General features: G+C 31.3%; 19 protein-coding genes and 1 pseudogene. 18 read left to right on the top strand and 2 right to left on the bottom strand.

Annotation, left to right across the window (positions count from 1 at the left end):
• The first annotated feature begins 4 nt into the window (after positions 1-4).
• The 9 genes from flgL to BV55_RS0114250 all read left to right on the top strand — a co-directional run bounded on the left by flgL (position 5) and on the right by BV55_RS0114250 (position 6,232).
• Positions 5-976 carry a flagellar hook-associated protein FlgL gene (gene flgL, locus BV55_RS0114290; RefSeq protein WP_029453491.1) on the top strand — a complete coding sequence of 324 codons (972 nt, stop codon included), beginning with the start codon at positions 5-7 and terminating at the stop codon, positions 974-976.
• 21 nt (positions 977-997) lie between these two features.
• Positions 998-1,423 (top strand): flagellar assembly protein FliW, encoded by a 426-nt coding sequence (gene fliW, locus BV55_RS0114285; protein WP_029453490.1) that lies wholly within the window; start codon positions 998-1,000, stop codon positions 1,421-1,423.
• Between the two features lie 4 nt (positions 1,424-1,427).
• Complete coding sequence (gene csrA, locus BV55_RS0114280) at positions 1,428-1,643, top strand: carbon storage regulator CsrA (protein ID WP_029453489.1); 216 nt, start codon at positions 1,428-1,430, stop codon at positions 1,641-1,643.
• 23 nt (positions 1,644-1,666) lie between these two features.
• Positions 1,667-2,026, top strand: a complete 360-nt coding sequence (locus BV55_RS0114275) for a flagellar protein FlaG (RefSeq protein WP_029453488.1) — start codon at positions 1,667-1,669, stop codon at positions 2,024-2,026.
• A 42-nt stretch (positions 2,027-2,068) separates the two neighbouring features.
• Positions 2,069-2,383, top strand: coding sequence for a hypothetical protein (locus tag BV55_RS0114270; RefSeq protein ID WP_029453487.1), 315 nt, complete (start codon positions 2,069-2,071; stop codon positions 2,381-2,383).
• A 14-nt stretch (positions 2,384-2,397) separates the two neighbouring features.
• Positions 2,398-2,784 (top strand): flagellar export chaperone FliS, encoded by a 387-nt coding sequence (fliS, locus tag BV55_RS0114265; protein WP_029453486.1) that lies wholly within the window; start codon positions 2,398-2,400, stop codon positions 2,782-2,784.
• A gap of 57 nt (positions 2,785-2,841) precedes the next feature.
• Positions 2,842-4,497, top strand: coding sequence for a flagellar filament capping protein FliD (gene fliD, locus BV55_RS0114260; RefSeq protein WP_029453485.1), 1,656 nt, complete (start codon positions 2,842-2,844; stop codon positions 4,495-4,497).
• A gap of 3 nt (positions 4,498-4,500) precedes the next feature.
• Complete coding sequence (gene fliT / locus BV55_RS0114255) at positions 4,501-4,857, top strand: flagellar protein FliT (protein ID WP_029453484.1); 357 nt, start codon at positions 4,501-4,503, stop codon at positions 4,855-4,857.
• A gap of 130 nt (positions 4,858-4,987) precedes the next feature.
• Entirely contained in the window at positions 4,988-6,232 is a 1,245-nt protein-coding gene (locus tag BV55_RS0114250; protein ID WP_029453483.1) for a flagellin N-terminal helical domain-containing protein, read from the top strand.
• 651 nt (positions 6,233-6,883) lie between these two features.
• On the opposite strand, the gene BV55_RS0114245 is transcribed toward BV55_RS0114250, so the two are convergent.
• Both BV55_RS0114245 and BV55_RS15975 read right to left on the bottom strand, forming a co-directional pair.
• Entirely contained in the window at positions 6,884-7,741 is an 858-nt protein-coding gene (locus BV55_RS0114245; protein WP_051652517.1) for a hypothetical protein, read from the bottom strand.
• A gap of 196 nt (positions 7,742-7,937) precedes the next feature.
• Positions 7,938-8,145 (bottom strand): annotated as a pseudogene (locus BV55_RS15975) (IS30 family transposase); the annotation flags it as partial.
• A 152-nt stretch (positions 8,146-8,297) separates the two neighbouring features.
• On the opposite strand from BV55_RS15975, the gene fliB reads away from it, so the two are divergent.
• The 9 genes from fliB to fliI all read left to right on the top strand — a co-directional run bounded on the left by fliB (position 8,298) and on the right by fliI (position 16,954).
• Positions 8,298-9,536 carry a flagellin lysine-N-methylase gene (fliB, locus tag BV55_RS0114240; RefSeq protein ID WP_029453481.1) on the top strand — a complete coding sequence of 413 codons (1,239 nt, stop codon included), beginning with the start codon at positions 8,298-8,300 and terminating at the stop codon, positions 9,534-9,536.
• A gap of 170 nt (positions 9,537-9,706) precedes the next feature.
• Positions 9,707-10,552 carry a flagellin N-terminal helical domain-containing protein gene (locus BV55_RS0114235; protein ID WP_029453480.1) on the top strand — a complete coding sequence of 282 codons (846 nt, stop codon included), beginning with the start codon at positions 9,707-9,709 and terminating at the stop codon, positions 10,550-10,552.
• 604 nt (positions 10,553-11,156) lie between these two features.
• Positions 11,157-11,561: a flagellar basal body rod protein FlgB gene (flgB, locus tag BV55_RS0114230; RefSeq protein ID WP_035794453.1), complete on the top strand. Its 405-nt coding sequence runs from the start codon at positions 11,157-11,159 to the stop codon at positions 11,559-11,561.
• Between the two features lie 2 nt (positions 11,562-11,563).
• Positions 11,564-11,992, top strand: a complete 429-nt coding sequence (gene flgC / locus BV55_RS0114225; protein WP_029453478.1) for a flagellar basal body rod protein FlgC — start codon at positions 11,564-11,566, stop codon at positions 11,990-11,992.
• A gap of 10 nt (positions 11,993-12,002) precedes the next feature.
• Positions 12,003-12,302, top strand: a complete 300-nt coding sequence (gene fliE / locus BV55_RS0114220; protein WP_029453477.1) for a flagellar hook-basal body complex protein FliE — start codon at positions 12,003-12,005, stop codon at positions 12,300-12,302.
• Between the two features lie 20 nt (positions 12,303-12,322).
• Positions 12,323-13,879 (top strand): flagellar basal-body MS-ring/collar protein FliF, encoded by a 1,557-nt coding sequence (gene fliF, locus BV55_RS0114215; protein WP_029453476.1) that lies wholly within the window; start codon positions 12,323-12,325, stop codon positions 13,877-13,879.
• Between the two features lie 5 nt (positions 13,880-13,884).
• Complete coding sequence (gene fliG, locus BV55_RS0114210; protein WP_029453475.1) at positions 13,885-14,901, top strand: flagellar motor switch protein FliG; 1,017 nt, start codon at positions 13,885-13,887, stop codon at positions 14,899-14,901.
• On the top strand, positions 14,885-15,625 hold the full coding sequence (locus BV55_RS0114205) for a FliH/SctL family protein (RefSeq protein ID WP_029453474.1): 741 nt from the start codon (positions 14,885-14,887) through the stop codon (positions 15,623-15,625). Before fliG ends, BV55_RS0114205 begins: the two co-directional genes overlap by 17 nt.
• A gap of 21 nt (positions 15,626-15,646) precedes the next feature.
• Complete coding sequence (gene fliI / locus BV55_RS0114200; RefSeq protein ID WP_029453473.1) at positions 15,647-16,954, top strand: flagellar protein export ATPase FliI; 1,308 nt, start codon at positions 15,647-15,649, stop codon at positions 16,952-16,954.
• Positions 16,955-16,964: the final 10 nt, after the last annotated feature.

Genomic DNA, 16,964 nt, shown 5'->3' with positions numbered 1-16,964 from the left:
AATTATGAGAGTTACAAATAAGATGCTTTCACATAACTTTTTAAGCGATATGAGAAATAATCTTAATAATATGAAAAGAATACAAGAACAAGGAACCTCAGGAAAACAAGTAAGAAGACCTTCAGATAATCCCTTTAAAGTTTCAAGAATAATGCAAATTAATTCAGATATAGTTGCAAATAAGCAATATAATGAAAATATAAAAGATACAATAAACTGGCTTGATTCAGCGGATACATCATTAGGACAATCTGGAGAAGTGTTTAAAAGAGTAAGAGATCTTTTGGTATCAGCTGGAAATGCAGCCTACGGATCTTCTGAAAGAAAGGCAATTAAAGATGAAGTAAACGAAAAGATAGAAGAGTTTTCGCAAATACTAAATACAAACTTTGATGGGAAGTATATATTCGGAGGAACAAGAGGAACATCAAAGCCTATGGACATAGTAAACACAGGGGGAAATAGTAAACTTATTTATAGAGGCCGCCAAGGACAAGAAATTGATATTGGTAATGACGAATATAATATGATAAATTCAAAGCTTAGTGTAGAGGTATCTCAAGGAGTTTATATTGAATATAATGTAACAGCAACTGAAATAACCAAGTTTCAAAACTCTAAAAAAGAGGATTTAGATATTAGAAAAATATTAAGTGATATAACAGAGCATTTAGATAGTGCTAAACCAGAGGATAGAGATAAACTAATAGCGGAAGACCTTCAAGGAGTAAGCGATATATTAGATAACATACTAAAACTAAGGTCTGGTGTTGGAGCAAAGCAAAATAGGATGGAGTCTGCAAAGGAAAGAAATATAGAAGAAAACTTTAATATGACAGAAATACTTTCAAAGGTAGAGGATATAGACTTTACAGAAAACAGTATGGAAGCTTATGAAATGCAGACAGTTTATATGGCATCACTTCAAGCAAGTGCAAGGATAATACAACCAACATTAATGGATTATATAAGATAAAATTAAGAAGGTGTTTATAAAATGAATTTTGAAACTAAATATCATGGGACTATAGGCTTTGAAGAAAAAGATATTATAAGGTTTAATAAAGGTATTCCAGGCTTTGAAGATTTAAGAGAATTTGTGATATTCTCAGTGGAGGGTAATGAAGTTTTTAAAATTTTACACTCTATAGAAGATAAAGACGTAGGCATTATAGTTATTAATCCTTTTGATTTTGCAGTGGATTATGAAGTAGCCTTACCAGAAAACACATTAAAAACATTAAAGATAGAAGAAGAAAGTGATGTATTAATGCTTAATACTGTTACTTTAAGTTCCAATATAAATAGTATAACAGTAAATCTTAGAGCACCTATAATTATAAATATAAAAAAAGATTTAGGGGAACAAATAATACTACAGGATGAAAAGTATCCTATAAAATACCCTTTGATTAAGGAGTGATAAGATGCTAGTTATAACCAGAAAAAAAGGTGAATCTTTGCTCATAGGGGATGATATTGAAATTACAGTAGTGAAGACAGAAGATGGTAGTGTAAAACTAGCCATTTCAGCACCAAAGGAAATAAAGATTTTAAGAAAAGAACTTTATGATGAGGTAAGAGAAGAAAACAAAAAGTCTACAAATTTTAGTATAGATATGTTAAAAAACTTTAAGAAATAATATGAAGTAGAAGGAGTATTAATATGGAAGTTACAAGGATAAGTCAAGGAAGACAAAACTCCACAGATTATAACTTAAATACAGTAGTGAAAGACACAAATGTAGATACACCTATGTTACCACCGATAGAGCCTATAAAGTCACAAAACAAAGACTTTTCTAAAGAAGATATAAAAGTTTCTGTAGAAAAGTTAAATAAATTTTTACAAGGTGAAAATGTGCATGCAGAATATGAGATGCATGAAAAATTGAATCAGATTATGATAAAGATAGTAAATACTGACACTAAAGAAGTGATAATGGAAATACCACCAAGGAAGATAATAGACATGGTAGCTAAAATGTGTGAAATGGTAGGACTTTTAGTAGACAAGAAAGCTTAATTTAAAAATACACCAAATATATACTATTATTGGGGTGATACCATGGAATTTAGGTTAAATAAAGTTGATAATGACCTAAGAGATAGGATTAATGCAGAAACAAGAGAAGGTAAGGTTCATTCTAAAAGAACACTGCTCATAAATAAAGAAGAAAATGAATCTGGAAGAAGAAACGGACGATGGAGTAATAAAAAAGATTCCAAAGAAAAGTTTAACTTATCTAAATATGCAAAAAACCATAAAGATATATCTATAAATGCTATAAAGACTGAAGACGTAGAGGTAGAGGCTACCATAGAACATAAAAATACTACGAAAGAAACTTACAAGGGAAGGTTCCTTGATATAAGGAAATAGGGGGAATAGATAAAATGCAAGGGAATAATGCTTATAATGTGTATAAAAATAATAGCGTTAACTTTGCCTCTAAAGAGCAACTTTTGCTTATGCTTTTAGATGGTGCTGTAAAATTTTCAAAAATAGGGAGACAAGCTATAGAAGATAAAGATATAAAAAAGGCTCATGAAAATATAGTTAAAACTCAAGATATATTTTATGAATTAATAAATAGTTTAGATGTACCAAAAGGTGGACAGTGGGCAGAAGGACTTTTAAAAGTATATGAATTTATAATAGATAGATTAGTTAATTCTAATATAAAAAAGGACATAAACATAATGGATGAAGTGATACCACTAATAGAAGATGTACGAAACACCTGGGAAGAGGCTTATAATATTTCTAAAACAAATAGCTAAAAAGATAAATTGTTTAATGAATAATTAGTGATTTTCAAAAGAATTAGGAGGGATTTTATGAATATAAGTCCAAATAGAATTACAGGTCTTGCCACTGGTATGGATACAGATACCATGGTTAAAAACATGATGAAACCTTATCAAATGAGAATGGATAAGATGAAGCAAGATAGGCAAATAACACAGTGGAGACAAGAAATTTATAGAGATACTCTATCAGATATAAATAGTTTTAATAAAAATTATTTTGATAAGCTTAAAACAGATACTTATCTTTTATCCCCTAGTACATTTACAGGATACAAGGCTACAGTATCAAACAAGATAACTGGTGAAAATCCCAGTGTGGATATAGAAGCTTTAGCTGGAGCAGAGGCAGGTAATTACGAAATAGAGGTAGTAAAACTTGCAAAGGGTGCAGGATTTGAAAGTCAAAAGGATGCATTCAAGTCCAAAGGAATATTAAAAAGAGATACAAAAATTTCAGAAATTGGGATTGGGAGTAGTGAGTTTAAAATATCCTATGGTAAAGAAGGTATTGCGTTAGATAGAACTACTATTAATAATCCAGCAAATTATGATATAAAAGTTAATGAAAATATGACCATAGAGCAACTTATGGACTTAGTAAAAAGCGAAACAAAAGGAAATATTAAGCTATCCTTTAGCGAGCTTAATCAAAGTTTTAAGTTCGAAACAGTAAAAACAGGAGAAAATTCAGTTTTAAAAATTGATGATGACTTAAAGAACTTACTTGGAATGGATAAAAAGTCTGATGGTACAGTCTATGATGATATAGTTAAGGGGGAAAATTCAGAGTCCAAGATTAAGGCTCCGGGTATGGAGGATTTTGTAGAAGTTAGTAAAGAAACGAATTTTTTTGTTATAGATAATATGGCATACTCATTAGTTTCAAAAGGCTCCAATAATATTTCTATAAAAAAAGATGTAGAGAAGCCCCTAGGACATATAAAAGACTTTGTAGAAAAGTATAATGAAGTTATAGAAAAAATAAATAATCAGATTTCAGAGAAAAAACAATATAAATTTTTACCGCTTACAGAAGAACAAAAAAGTGGAATGAAAGAAGAAGAAATTAAAAAGTGGGAAGATAAAGCAAAGCAAGGTCTTTTAAGAGGGGATAGTAATCTTGAAGACATGCTATCAAAGCTTAGAAGCTCATTTTATGATACTGTAAAAGATGCAGGTATATCCATAACTGACTTAGGTATATCCACAGTAAGTGATACTACCAAAAGAGGGAAGCTTGAAATAAATGAAAAAAAACTAAAAGAAGCATTAGAAAGTGACCCAGAAAAGATAATAAAACTTTTCACAAAACAATCAGATACCGTAAAATATTATGACCCAGATATTTCACCTAGTGATAAAGAAGCTAGATGGAAAGAAGAGGGGATATTTCAAAGAGTTAATGATATACTTTTAGACTATACAAGAACTACAAGAAATAGTAATGGTAAAAAAGGATTACTTATAGAAAAAGCAGGAATAAAGGGAGATTTTTCTGAAATAAATAATATTTTTAGTACAGATTTAAGAGATAGAGATAAACGTATAGGGGAGATGGAAAAAAAGCTTTTTGATAGAGAAAATGGATATTACAGAAAGTTTGCAGCCTTAGAAAAGGCAATGAACAAAATGAACTCACAAAGTGCGTGGATTATGCAACAATTTGGAGGGGGCCAAAGTTAATATATGAATATAAAAGAGGTCAAAATATTAAAGTCCCACCTTACAGAATATAAAGAGGTAACTTTAGATTTAATAAAAGCTTTAGAAGAAGATAATATTGATAAGTTAGACCCTTTACTAGAAAAAAGGCAGGATTTAATAAATCATATTGAATCTCAGGAGTACGATAATGAAATATTTAAAGACTTATGTACTAATCTAAAGATAATACCCCTTCAAAGTAAATTATCCACTATGTTAAATGAAAAAAAGAGTGAAGTTAAAGAAGAAATAGATAATATTGCAGAGTTAAAAAGCGCTTCTAAAAGCTATAATAAAAGATTTAGTGTAGATTCTATATATTTTAACAAAAAGATTTAAAATATTTTCAAAAAGACTATAAAGTATTATAAAAACATAACGAAGTATATATTAAGACTAAGTTATAAAAATAATTTAGCTTAAATAAGACAGGGATGTCTAAATCTCAAAATTCAAGGAGGAATATATTATGATAATTAATCACAACATGAACGCAATGAATGCTCACAGAAACATGAGCATGAACACAGTTAGTGCTGGAAAGTCAATGGAAAAATTAAGCTCAGGTTTAAGAATAAACAGAGCTGGAGATGACGCAGCAGGTCTTGCAATATCAGAAAAAATGAGAGGCCAAATCAGAGGACTTGATCAAGCATCAAGAAACTCACAAGATGCTATATCAATGATCCAAACAGCTGAAGGCGGACTTAATGAAACTCACTCAATACTACAAAGAATGAGAGAACTTTCAGTTCAATCAGCAAACGATACAAATGTAAAGGTTGATAGAGGCGCAATCCAAGACGAAATGAATCAATTAATTTCAGAAATAGATAGAATAGCTAATAACACTGAGTTCAATACTCAAAAGTTATTAGATGGTTCATTCGAAGGAAAGTTCCAAATAGGAGCTAACAGTGGACAAAATATGGATTTATCCGTAGAAAAAATGGATTCTTCAAGCTTAGGTTTAGTAGCATCAAACACAATGGAAACTATAGATCTTACTGCTGATAGTAATTTAAAAGATGGTGTTTATACAGTAAAAGGAAAAACTCTTTTAGATGTTAAAGGAAACACAGTGGGAACTACAGATGCAGCTGGTGCTGGAACTAAAATAACTGTAAATGGTGTAGATACAACATTTGTTAAATCTGTAGCTGGAGAAGGTGCTACATTAACAATAAAAGATGGCAAGATTTCTCTTGATAACACAATAACTGATAACGCTAAAAAGGCTCTAGCACCAGGAAATTATGAAGTTAGTGGAGCAAATGTTGTTAAGGATGGTAAAATAGTAGCAACACTTAGTGCTACTGATGAAATAACAATTGGAAAAACTAAGGTAACTGCTACTGACTTAGGATTTAAAGCTGGTGAGTTGAAAGATACAGCTAAGTTTACAATAAATGGATCAGATGTTTCAACTAGAGAAAAAGCAGATGGAACAATAACTTCTGTAAATAATGCTATTGAAACAGTATCAAAAGAAAGATCAAAGCTTGGAGCAGTTCAAAACAGATTAGAACACACAATAGCTAACTTGAACACTTCAGCTGAAAACTTACAAGCATCAGAATCAAGAGTTAGAGACGTAGACATGGCTAAAGAAATGATGGCATTCTCAAAGAATAACATCTTAGCACAAGCTGCACAAGCAATGTTGGCTCAAGCAAATAGTCAGCCACAAGGAGTTTTACAACTTCTAAGGTAATAAGGAATAACTTCCTTTAGAACTATTTGACGGGTCCCTTAAGGAGTAATCCTTAATGAAAATGGGGTGAATTGCTGGAACTTCCTTAGAGCTATTCTTCCTACAACATAACTGGAAACGGTAAGTGTGATAGGCAGAAAAAAGAATAGATTGGATAATCAGCAGCCAATATCCTGTACCGAAAGGTTGGAGAAGGTTCAACGACTAAGACGAACGGGCTAAACAATTAATAAATTGCAAGCCTATGAGGTCTGTAGGGAATGAGGTTTCCCGAAGTGCCCCACAACCAAAACATACAACATCTATATTTAAAATATTAAGTTGTATTGATTTGGCTGAAGATATAGTCTGGCATTTAGTGAAAGCTAATTGACGGTCCGCAAGCAAACCAACAACCTCAAGGAGTTTTACAATTATTAAGATAAGTGACACTCTAAATCTTCGATTTAGTTAGTGGAACTTACTTCACCGACATAGGAGGAGAAGTTTCATTGATTAGAGAACTAATTTTAGCGATAGCTAAAATTCAGTGAATCGCTTACTCCCTCGAAGAAATGAGAGGGAGTTACATTTAAATAAAAAATGAGTCAGGGCTTTTGCTCTGACTCATTTTCATAATAAGTAACTAAAAAATATCTATTGGTATAAAAGTTATTGCTGTTCTTTCATCCTCCTTATTTTATCAACTACCCCCCAATAAGGTCTATTAAGTTTTCTTGCAATCTCTGCATTTGATAAACCAGCTTTTTTGCACTCTAAAATAAACAATTCATCTTCTTTAGTATAAAAGGCATTAGTAAGGTCTTCATTCCAAAGATTAATATTGTTATAACCAAGCTTTTGAAGTTGAAGCCTTTTAATTTCAAACCTACCCTCTAAGTCAGCTTTATACTTCATGCAAGGTATCTCATTTACATAAGGTTTTACAATGTTAATAAAATTTAGTATATCGCTTTTCTTATTAATTTCTAGAATGACGTTTTTACCATCTTTTCGATATTTTAGCTTTGTATTCACGTCAAACTTACTTTTAAAGTAATCTTTTAAAATAACATTTTCTGCTTCTGAAAAACTTAATGTGTAGAATGATATTCTTGGAAATATATATATTGAACCGTTTTTTCGTTTCACAGAATCAATAACCAAAGTCCCATCATCCATATAAAAACAAGCTAGGCCTATGGGGTGACTTAGCAATCTTATGTTAGTTTCAGTTATAGTCTTTACATCGTTGATATAAAAAGCGTTGTATAAACTAGTGAAAAGTGGATGGCTGTGAGAGTATAATTTAGCATATTTATACTTTATATTAAATTGAAAATCTAACTTGCTTAAATTTTGTGATTTCCATAGTCTATAAGGAATTTGAGCATCACATCCATGTTCTCTATAATATGCATTTTTACTTCTTCCGTATAGAGCGAGGCTCCCATCGCCTAAAAGGCTACCTATAATAATGTTTAGTTCTATTTCCGTAGGATCATATTCTTTAGTACTGAAGATACTCATTATGTATACCTCGATTATGTTTATTATTTTGTTTGCTTTTATTATTACCAATATTTTATGATAAATGCAATAACAAATTGACTAATTCCTATTTATGACCTAAATCATTGAAATTACTTATGCACAGACATTATATCTAACTGTGCTTCAAACAACTCTTTTGGAACTTTTTATGAATGGATTCGCCTGTATCTTAAAGGTAAATCTCAATACAATTTCATTGTTTAATTTGAGTAGTACTACCACGTCGTAGTTCACTTAGAATAGTATTTGTAGGGCATTCAACTCCGTGGCTATCCTATAGCTAAAAACCCATCTTTACGACGAAGGCAGATAGTCATGCGCTCTTCAAAATTCAAAAGTTTATTTTGGATGGGTTTTGTGTTATTATTTGGGTAGTTCATAGTGATTATACTCCCCATATATGTTTTTGTTTTGCGATTAAATCATAACACAGAATAGTCCACTATGGATTTTTTTATTGGTTCAATTTCATTTGATAATAGGTCAATATATTATAATAATAAAATATAAAAAGAAAGAGATGTGACAATACATGAATGAAACATTAACAATGCTTACACCTTCTTACATGAAGGGTTTTAAATGCATAGGTCCTAAATGTGAAGAAAGTTGCTGTTATGCCTGGAATGTTGATTTGGATAAAAAAACTTATAAGAAATATAAAACTAATCAAAATGAAAAGTTAAGGCCACTATTTCAAACAATGATAAATAGAAGACACAACAATAAAAGTGATGTTAATTATGCTAAAATCAAAATGGATTCAAATAAAGGTTGTCCATTTTTGGATGAAAATAAACTTTGCAATATACATAAAGAATTAGGGGAAGGCTATCTATCTAATACCTGTAGCAGTTATCCTAGGTATACAAGACAGGTAGATGGTATGTTAGAACAAAGTGCTACTATATCTTGTCCTGAAGTTGCAAGGCTTGCTCTTTTGAATAAAGAGGGTATAATACTAGAACATATAGAAGTAGATAAAAATTCAAGAATATCCATAAACAATGGCTTAAATACAGAAGGATATTTACTAGCTAATAGATTAGAAAAGTATTTTTGGGATATCCGTATATTTAACATATCTTTGCTTCAAAATAGAAATTACTCCTTAGATGATAGGGTGATAATAATGGGTATAGTATATAAAAAGATTGAAAAGCTAAATCATGAGGGAAATAATAGAGATATACCAGCTATGTTAAATGCAATGAATGATTTAATGAAAGAGGATTCACTAAAAGAGCAACTAAAAGGTATTCCTAAAAACACTGCAATTCAGATGAAAATAACTAAAGAATTAACTGATAAAAAAGTGCTGTCTGGAGTCGGTAGTGAGAGATACTTAGAATGCGTTATAGAAACCTTAAATGGTCTAGGATTTATTGAGGGGGCAAAACTAGAGGATGTTGTAGAAAAGTATGATGATAATTATAACAAGTACTTTAAGACTTATATTGAAGAAAAACAATATATTTTAGAAAATTATTTAGTTAATGAATATTTTAGAGAATTAATGCCTTTTGGATCTTTTAACACCATATGGGATTCATATATATATATTGTATCTATTTATTCTATGATTAAGCTTCATCTTATAGGCATGTCAGGTTATCATCATGGGTTAGAGGATGAACTTACATTGAAACTTATACAATCCTTTTCTAGGGTTGTTGTGCATACTCCGAGCTACATTCAAAGTATTATTAAACTGATAAAAGATAGTGGATTTGATAGTTTAGCTCATATGTCTATATTAATTAAAAGCTAATAGTGCAAAATTCAATTTATATATAATATAAAATTTTATATGAAGTCTTAAGTCTAAAGATTAATTAAATAAATACGATAATTAAAATAGCATATCTTGAAGGTAATCCAAGATGTATAAATTTTTTAAAAATACCTAAAATATAATATAACAAAAATGGAGTTGATTATATGAGACTTAGTCATAATCTTATGTCTTTAAATGTTTATAGAAATTACACAAAAAATGTAGGGGCTCAAAGTAAATCTATGTCCAAGGTATCTAGCGGAGATAAAATTGGAAAGGCTATGGATAATCCTGCTGGCATGGGTCAAAGAGAACAGATAAGAATACAGCTTAGAGGACTTCAAATGTCTCAAAGAAATATGCAAGATGGTATAAGCATGCTTCAAACAGTAGAAGGTGGATTAGACAACATAACTACGGCCTTAAATAGAGTAAGAGAGCTTACTATAAGTTCAGGAGGGGCAACAACAGAAGATGATAGAGCTGTAATACAAAAAGAAATAGAACAAATGTTAAAATCTATAGATGATATAGCTAATAATACAGAATTTAACGGGGTCAAGCTTTTAGCTAAAACAGGCACAGAACCTGATCATATAAAAATGGCTTCTGGTGCAAATGTAGGTGATACATTAGTTATACCTGCAAATAATTTAACTTCTGGAAATTTAACTAATAAGGAAGGTACATTATCCCTTAAAGACATAAAGGTAAATGAAGGTAAAATAGATGAGGCCTTAGGTATAATTGACGGATCTATGGATAAAGTTTTATCTATAAGAAGTAAATATGGAGCTATTCAAAATAGAATGGAATCACTCTATGATATTCAAGGGCAAAACTCTTTAGTTATGGAAGGTGCTGATAGTGATATCGGTGATGTGGATATTGCCGAGGAAATGATGCACTTAGCAAAGCATAATCTTTTAGTGGAGGCTGGAAATGCCATGATGGTGCAAACTAATAGGATGCCTCAAGATGTGCTTGGGGTATTAGAAAGATTAAAATAAACCAAGTTCTTAATTTTAGATAAGATTTTAAATTATCAAGTGATTCTTAGACTCAGGTGGAGTTTGCTTATAAGGAATACATTTCTCCATCTGAGTCTTAGAAGAACTTATCCAGGGGCGTAGAAGCCGTCATCCCCCACCTTGAAGACGATAGGGGTGTTACGGATGGTAGCCATCGGATAAATGGAAACTACGCTGAAAATTATATATTTAGATGAATAAAAAAGTAAGATGTAAATAGGATAAAACCCATTACATCTTTTTTTTTGTTATAATTTAAAACTTATTTGACTATCTTGTAAGAATTTGCTATATTATGTATAGTGCTATTTTAAAAAACAATTATAATTACTATTTAGAGTGTAATAACTCACTATAGAATCAAATTATAATACAAACTTAATTTATATTATAATTTAAACAATAATATTGATAACAGAAACAAATAATATATTTTAAAATAAATATTAAGTAAGTTTGTGTTAAATACTATCCTTAAAATATAAATACAAGTTTAAATTTTATTTATATATTATTTAGTGTATAAGTTTGATATAATATGTTGTATATTGTAAATAATAATGTTGGCTAGGAGTTGGGGTTTATGAAAAGTTCTTTAATACCGGAAGAAAGATCTTATAATATGCTAAAAAAATCTTTAGACGCTTCTTCCATAAGGGGAAAGACCATAGCAAATAACATAGCAAATATAAATACTAAAGGTTATAAAAAATATCAAGTAAAATTTGAAGAAACATTAAATGAAAGCTTTAATGAGTTTAAACTTAAGACAACACATGAAAAACACATAAATAATGGACGAAATTATGGAGACATTGAAGTAGTTCAAGATCAAAGCTCTAGCATGAGGGAAGATGGAAATAATGTAGATATTGAAAACGAAAAGGTTAATCAAGCAGCTAATACTTTAATGTATAATACGTTAGTATCTCAAGCTAATAGTAAACTCTCTAACTTAAGATACGTTATAACAGGAGGGGGAAGATAATTATGAGTACTTTTGATTCCATGAGAATAAGTGCTAGTGGGCTTTCAGCTGAAAGACTTAGGATGGATACCATTGCATCTAATATTGCTAACGCTAAAACTACTAGAGGAGCAGATGGCAAACCTTACATAAGGAAGGTGGCTGTGTTTCAAAGTAATATTCAAAAAGAACTTCACAAAACAGATAATAAAGGTGAAAAGCTTATGGGCGTTAAAGCCGTAGGTATATTAGAAGACCAAAGCGATCTTAGAAAGGTTTATGAGCCCAGCCATCCTGACGCAGATGAGGAGGGTTATGTAACCATGCCAAATGTTAATGTATTAAATGAAATGGCTGATGTTATAGCGGCGTCACGTTCATATGAAGCTAATGTAGATACTTTAAATGCAATGAAGAGCATGTACTCTAAAGCATTAGAAATTGGTAGATAGGGGGATTAATATGAAAGTTAATGGATTTGTGCCAGATAGTAGCGTTTTTGATAATATGAAGATAAATAATAAGGAAAAGCAAGAAAAGCAAGAAAACTTTTTAGATGTTTTAAAACAAGGTATGAATAGTGTTAATGATAAACAGGTTTTAGCAGATTCAAATATGGAAAGCCTTATAAAGGGTGAACAAATGGATGTACATAAGGTAATGTTAGCAACAGAAGAAGCCAAGCTATCTTTGCAGATGGCAGTACAAGTTAGAAACAAACTTTTGGAAGCTTATCAAGAAATAAATAGAATGCAGTTATAAGCTAGTGAGGAGTGCGAGTAATGGAAAAGCTTAAGGAAGGCTTAAGGAATATGCGAGATAAGCTTAAAAGCATGAAGCTTGGTACAAAAATTGCTTTAGGGATATCTTTGGTAGCTTTTATTATTGCTATTATATTTTTAAGTACATATATGAAATCTAATAAATATGGAGTTTTATTTTCAAATTTAGATCCAGCTGATGCAAAAGTAGTAACTGAAAAGATTAAAGAGAAAAAAGTTAAGGTAGAAGTTAGGGGAAATTCTATTTATGTACCAAAAGAAATGGTGGATGAACTTAGACTAGAGCTTGCTACAGAAATTTCAAATGGTAGTAAAGGATATGAACTTCTAGATGAGGGAAATTCATTTGGGATGACAGATGAAGAGTTTTCAGTTAAAAAGCAAAGAATGTTACAAGGAGAAATAGAAAAAACCATAAAAAGTTTTCCACAGGTTAAAAATGCAAGGGTACATTTAACGCCTGCTAAAGACTCTGTTTTTGTAAAGGATGCAAAGCCTGGAAAATCTTCGGTTTATTTAGAACTTAACCAAGGAGAAAAGATTGACGAGGAACAGGTAAAGTCTATAGTAGCATTAATTTCAGGAGCAGCTCAAAACATTCCTAAAGAGAGCGTTGAAGTGATAGATGATAAAATGAATCTATTATCTAAGGATATATATGATGATAACGCTATGTCTATAGCAGCTTTAGATAAACATAAACAAGCAGAAATAGATTATGAAACAAAGCTTGAAAATTCAGTTTTAGATATGTTAGAAACAGTTATTGGAAGGGATAGGGTTAAAGTGAAAGTTAACTCAGATCTTGATTTTGATGCTGTAGAGGAAAACAAAATAGTAATAGATCCTGAAAAGGTTCCAGTAAGTGAATCTTCATTAAAGGAAACAAGTAATGGTGGCGAAGAGAGAGTAGCTCAAAGTCCACTTGATAATAATATGAATAATACTATTGCAAATAATAATGGTAATGTTTCAACTACCAAAGAAGAATTGAATACAAACTATGAACTAGGAAAAACAGAAAGGAAAGTTATAGCAGCACCAGGAGAGGTGAAAAGATTAACAGCTTCTGTTGTTGTTGATGGAAACTTGGATGAAAGAATGGAAGAAAGCATCAAATCTTTAGTTTCTAATGCTATTGGTTATAAGGCTGATAGAGGAGATGAGGTAAGTGTTGTAGGAATGACCTTTGATCCTACATTAAAAGATAATGCAAAAAAAGAAATAGAAGATATGCAAAAGCAAGCTGAAGCAGAAAACAAGAGAAAGCTTTATAGAAACATAGGTATTGCTTTAGTTTCACTTTTAGCAATTATAATAGTTTTAGTTATACTTAGAAAAAGAAAAGAAGAAGATATAGAAGACGAGTTAGAAGGGTTAGATATGATTATAGGGGATAATATAGAACCTAAAGAAAAAGTAGAATTTGCACCTATAGAATTTGAATCTAACAGTGAAAGTAATCATATAGAAAAAGAAATTAAAAAATATGCCAGTGAAAAACCAGATCAAGTTATTGATATAGTTAAGTCCTGGATTTCAGAGGATGAGAGGTGATATGAGTGCCAAAGGATAATGACAAACTTACAGGTGTACAAAAGGCGGCTATACTTTTTATTACCCTAGGGCCTGAGGCTTCAGCTGGTATAATAAAGAGACTTCCAGAGGCGGAAATACAAAAAATAACCTATGAAATAGCAAATATAACCACAGTAAAACAAACGCAAAGACAGGATATACTTCAAGAATTTATAGAGATGAATAAAGCAAGAGATTATCTCTTAGAAGGTGGTATGGAATATGCAAGAAACCTTTTAGGAAGAGCGCTTGGACCACAAAGAGCTAAGGAAATATTAGATAAGGTAACAGAAGCTACACAACAATATAGACCCTTTTCTATTGCAAGAAAGGCAGATGCTCACCAATTAATGAGTGTAATATCAAATGAGCATCCACAAACTATTGCTTTAATACTTTGTTACCTTCAATCAGATAAGGCAGGACAGCTTTTATCTTCATTACCAGAAGATATTCAAGCTGAGGTAGCCTATAGAGTTGCAACTATGAGTAATACTTCACCAATGGTCATAAAGGAGATAGAAAAGGTGCTTGATAGCAAGCTGTCTTCTGTAGTAAGGTCTGATATGACAATAATAGGAGGAGTACCAACACTTGTAGATATACTTAACCAGGTTGATAGAACTACAGAAAAGAATATTACAGAAAACTTAGAGAGAGAAGATCCAGAACTTGCAGAAAAGGTGAAGGAATCTATGTTTATATTCGAAGATATTATATCCCTTGGAGATGTATCTATACAAAGAATTTTAAGAGAAGTGGAAGTAAAAGATTTAGCTTTAGCTCTTAAGGGATGCTCTGAAGAGGTATCAGAAGCTATATTTAAGAATCAATCTAAAAGAGCAGCAGCTTCACTTAAAGAAGACATGGAATTCCTTGGACCTGTAAGACTTATGGATGTTGAAAAGTCTCAGCAAAAAATTGTTGCTGTAATAAGAAGACTAGATGAATCGGGTGAAATAGTTATAGCAAGAGGTGGAGAAGATGCCATCGTTTTATAAGGTTATTAAAGGGAAAGAAGTAAAAGATACAGGGGAAAAGTTAATAGATACGGTACACGATATAGTGAGTGATGAAAACCAAATATCTGAGGACTATGACAATGGAAGTGTAGATAGTTATGCACTTATTGGTAAATCTATTATGGAAAAAGCGAAGAGAAAAAAAGAAGAAATAATTGATAGTGCTTATGAAGATGCAATTATTATAGAAAAAGACGCCTATGAAAAAGCCTATAAAGAAGGTTATGAGAAGGGATATGCTGAATCTTATGAGGCGCATATTGAAAAAGCTTTAAAAGAAGCAGACTCCATATTAGAAGAAGGTAGAAATAGCGCAGGGGAAATAGTTAAAAGTGCTAGAGAAAACTTTGAGAGCTATCTTAATGAAAAAAGAGATGAAATTTTAAACTTATCTTATGAGATAGCTAAAACTATACTGAAAAGAGAGATAGTCAAAGAAGATGGTTTAGATGATATTATATTAAAGATTTTAAAAGAACATAGAGATAATAAATCTTTTATAATAAGGTGTGAAGAAGGATACGTAGATCATATAAGAGAAAATATAGTGAAGTGGAAAGATGAATCTGCTTTTAAAGGGGATATATTTGTAATAAAAGATGATTCACTAGGTGAGGGTAATGCAGTTATAGAAAAAGATAATGGTAGTATTACAGTAGGTATAGATATTGGTCTTGAAAATATCAAAAAAAGTCTTTATTAACTTTTAAAATAAGGGGATAATATGCTTGAAATAGATTTTGATAAAATAAAAAATAGAGTTAAAAATTGTGATACCTTTTATTCAGAAGGAAGAGTAAAAAAAGTTATAGGACTTACTATAGAAGTACAAGGTATAAAGGCTTTTGTTGGAGAACTTTGTACTATATATAATGAAAGAAATATAGCTATATCCTGCGAGGCTGTGGGATTTAAAGATAATAATGTTATCCTTATGCCTTTAGGAGAACTTATAGGTATTTCACCAGGTTGTAAGGTCGTTCCAGAAGGAAGACCTCTTAGTGTTAATTGTAGTAATGATTTATTTGGCAAAGTGTTAGATGGACTTGGAAGGCCTTTAGATGGTGAAGAAATAATAAGAGGTGAACAATACGAATTAGATAAAGAACCACCAGACCCTTTAAAGAGAAGAAGGATAAAAGATGTATTACCTACAGGGGTAAGAGCAATAGACGGTTTTTTGACCTGCGGTGAAGGACAAAGAATAGGCATATTTGCAGGATCAGGGGTTGGTAAAAGTACAACACTTGGAATGATAGCTAAGTATGCAAAGGCTGATGTAAATGTTATTGCACTTATAGGTGAAAGAGGTAGAGAAGTTTTAGACTTTATAGAAAAAGACTTAGGTGAAGAAGGAATGAAAAAGTCCATAATAATTTGTGCAACCTCTGATAAGCCAGCTCTTGTTAGAATTAAAGGAGCCTTTACAGCAACAGCTATTGCAGAATACTTTAGAGACCAAGGTAAAAAGGTTATTCTTATGATGGATTCTGTTACTAGATTTGCTATGGCTCAAAGAGAGGTAGGACTTGCTATTGGTGAGCCACCTGCAACAAAAGGATATACACCATCGGTATTTGCCATGTTACCAAGGCTTATGGAAAGGTCAGGAATGTCAGACAAAGGATCCATAACTGCCTTTTATACTGTTTTAGTTGATGGGGATGACTTTAATGAGCCTATAGCCGATGCTGTTAGAGGAATATTAGATGGACATATAGTTTTATCCAGATCTTTAGCCCACAAAAACCATTATCCAGCTATTGATATATTAAATAGTATAAGTAGACTTATGCCAGAAGTTGCATCAAAGGAGCATAAAGAACTAGCATCTTTTGCAAGAGATCTTTTAGCTACATATAAAGATTCAGAGGATCTTATAAGTATAGGAGCCTATGTTAAAGGTAGCAATAAAAAAGTTGATACTGCTATAAAATATAATGAAGCATTAAATGCATATCTTATGCAAGGAATAAATGAGCAGGTGGAATTTGATCATAGTATTGAAAGGTTACTTAGCATGTTTAATTAGATGAAAGCTT

The sequence above is a fragment of the Clostridium algidicarnis genome, assembly GCF_000703125.1.
GTDB lineage: Bacteria > Bacillota > Clostridia > Clostridiales > Clostridiaceae > Clostridium_L > Clostridium_L algidicarnis.
Note: the sequence above shows the minus strand (reverse complement) of the source record. Positions and strands in the feature narration are given on the sequence as shown.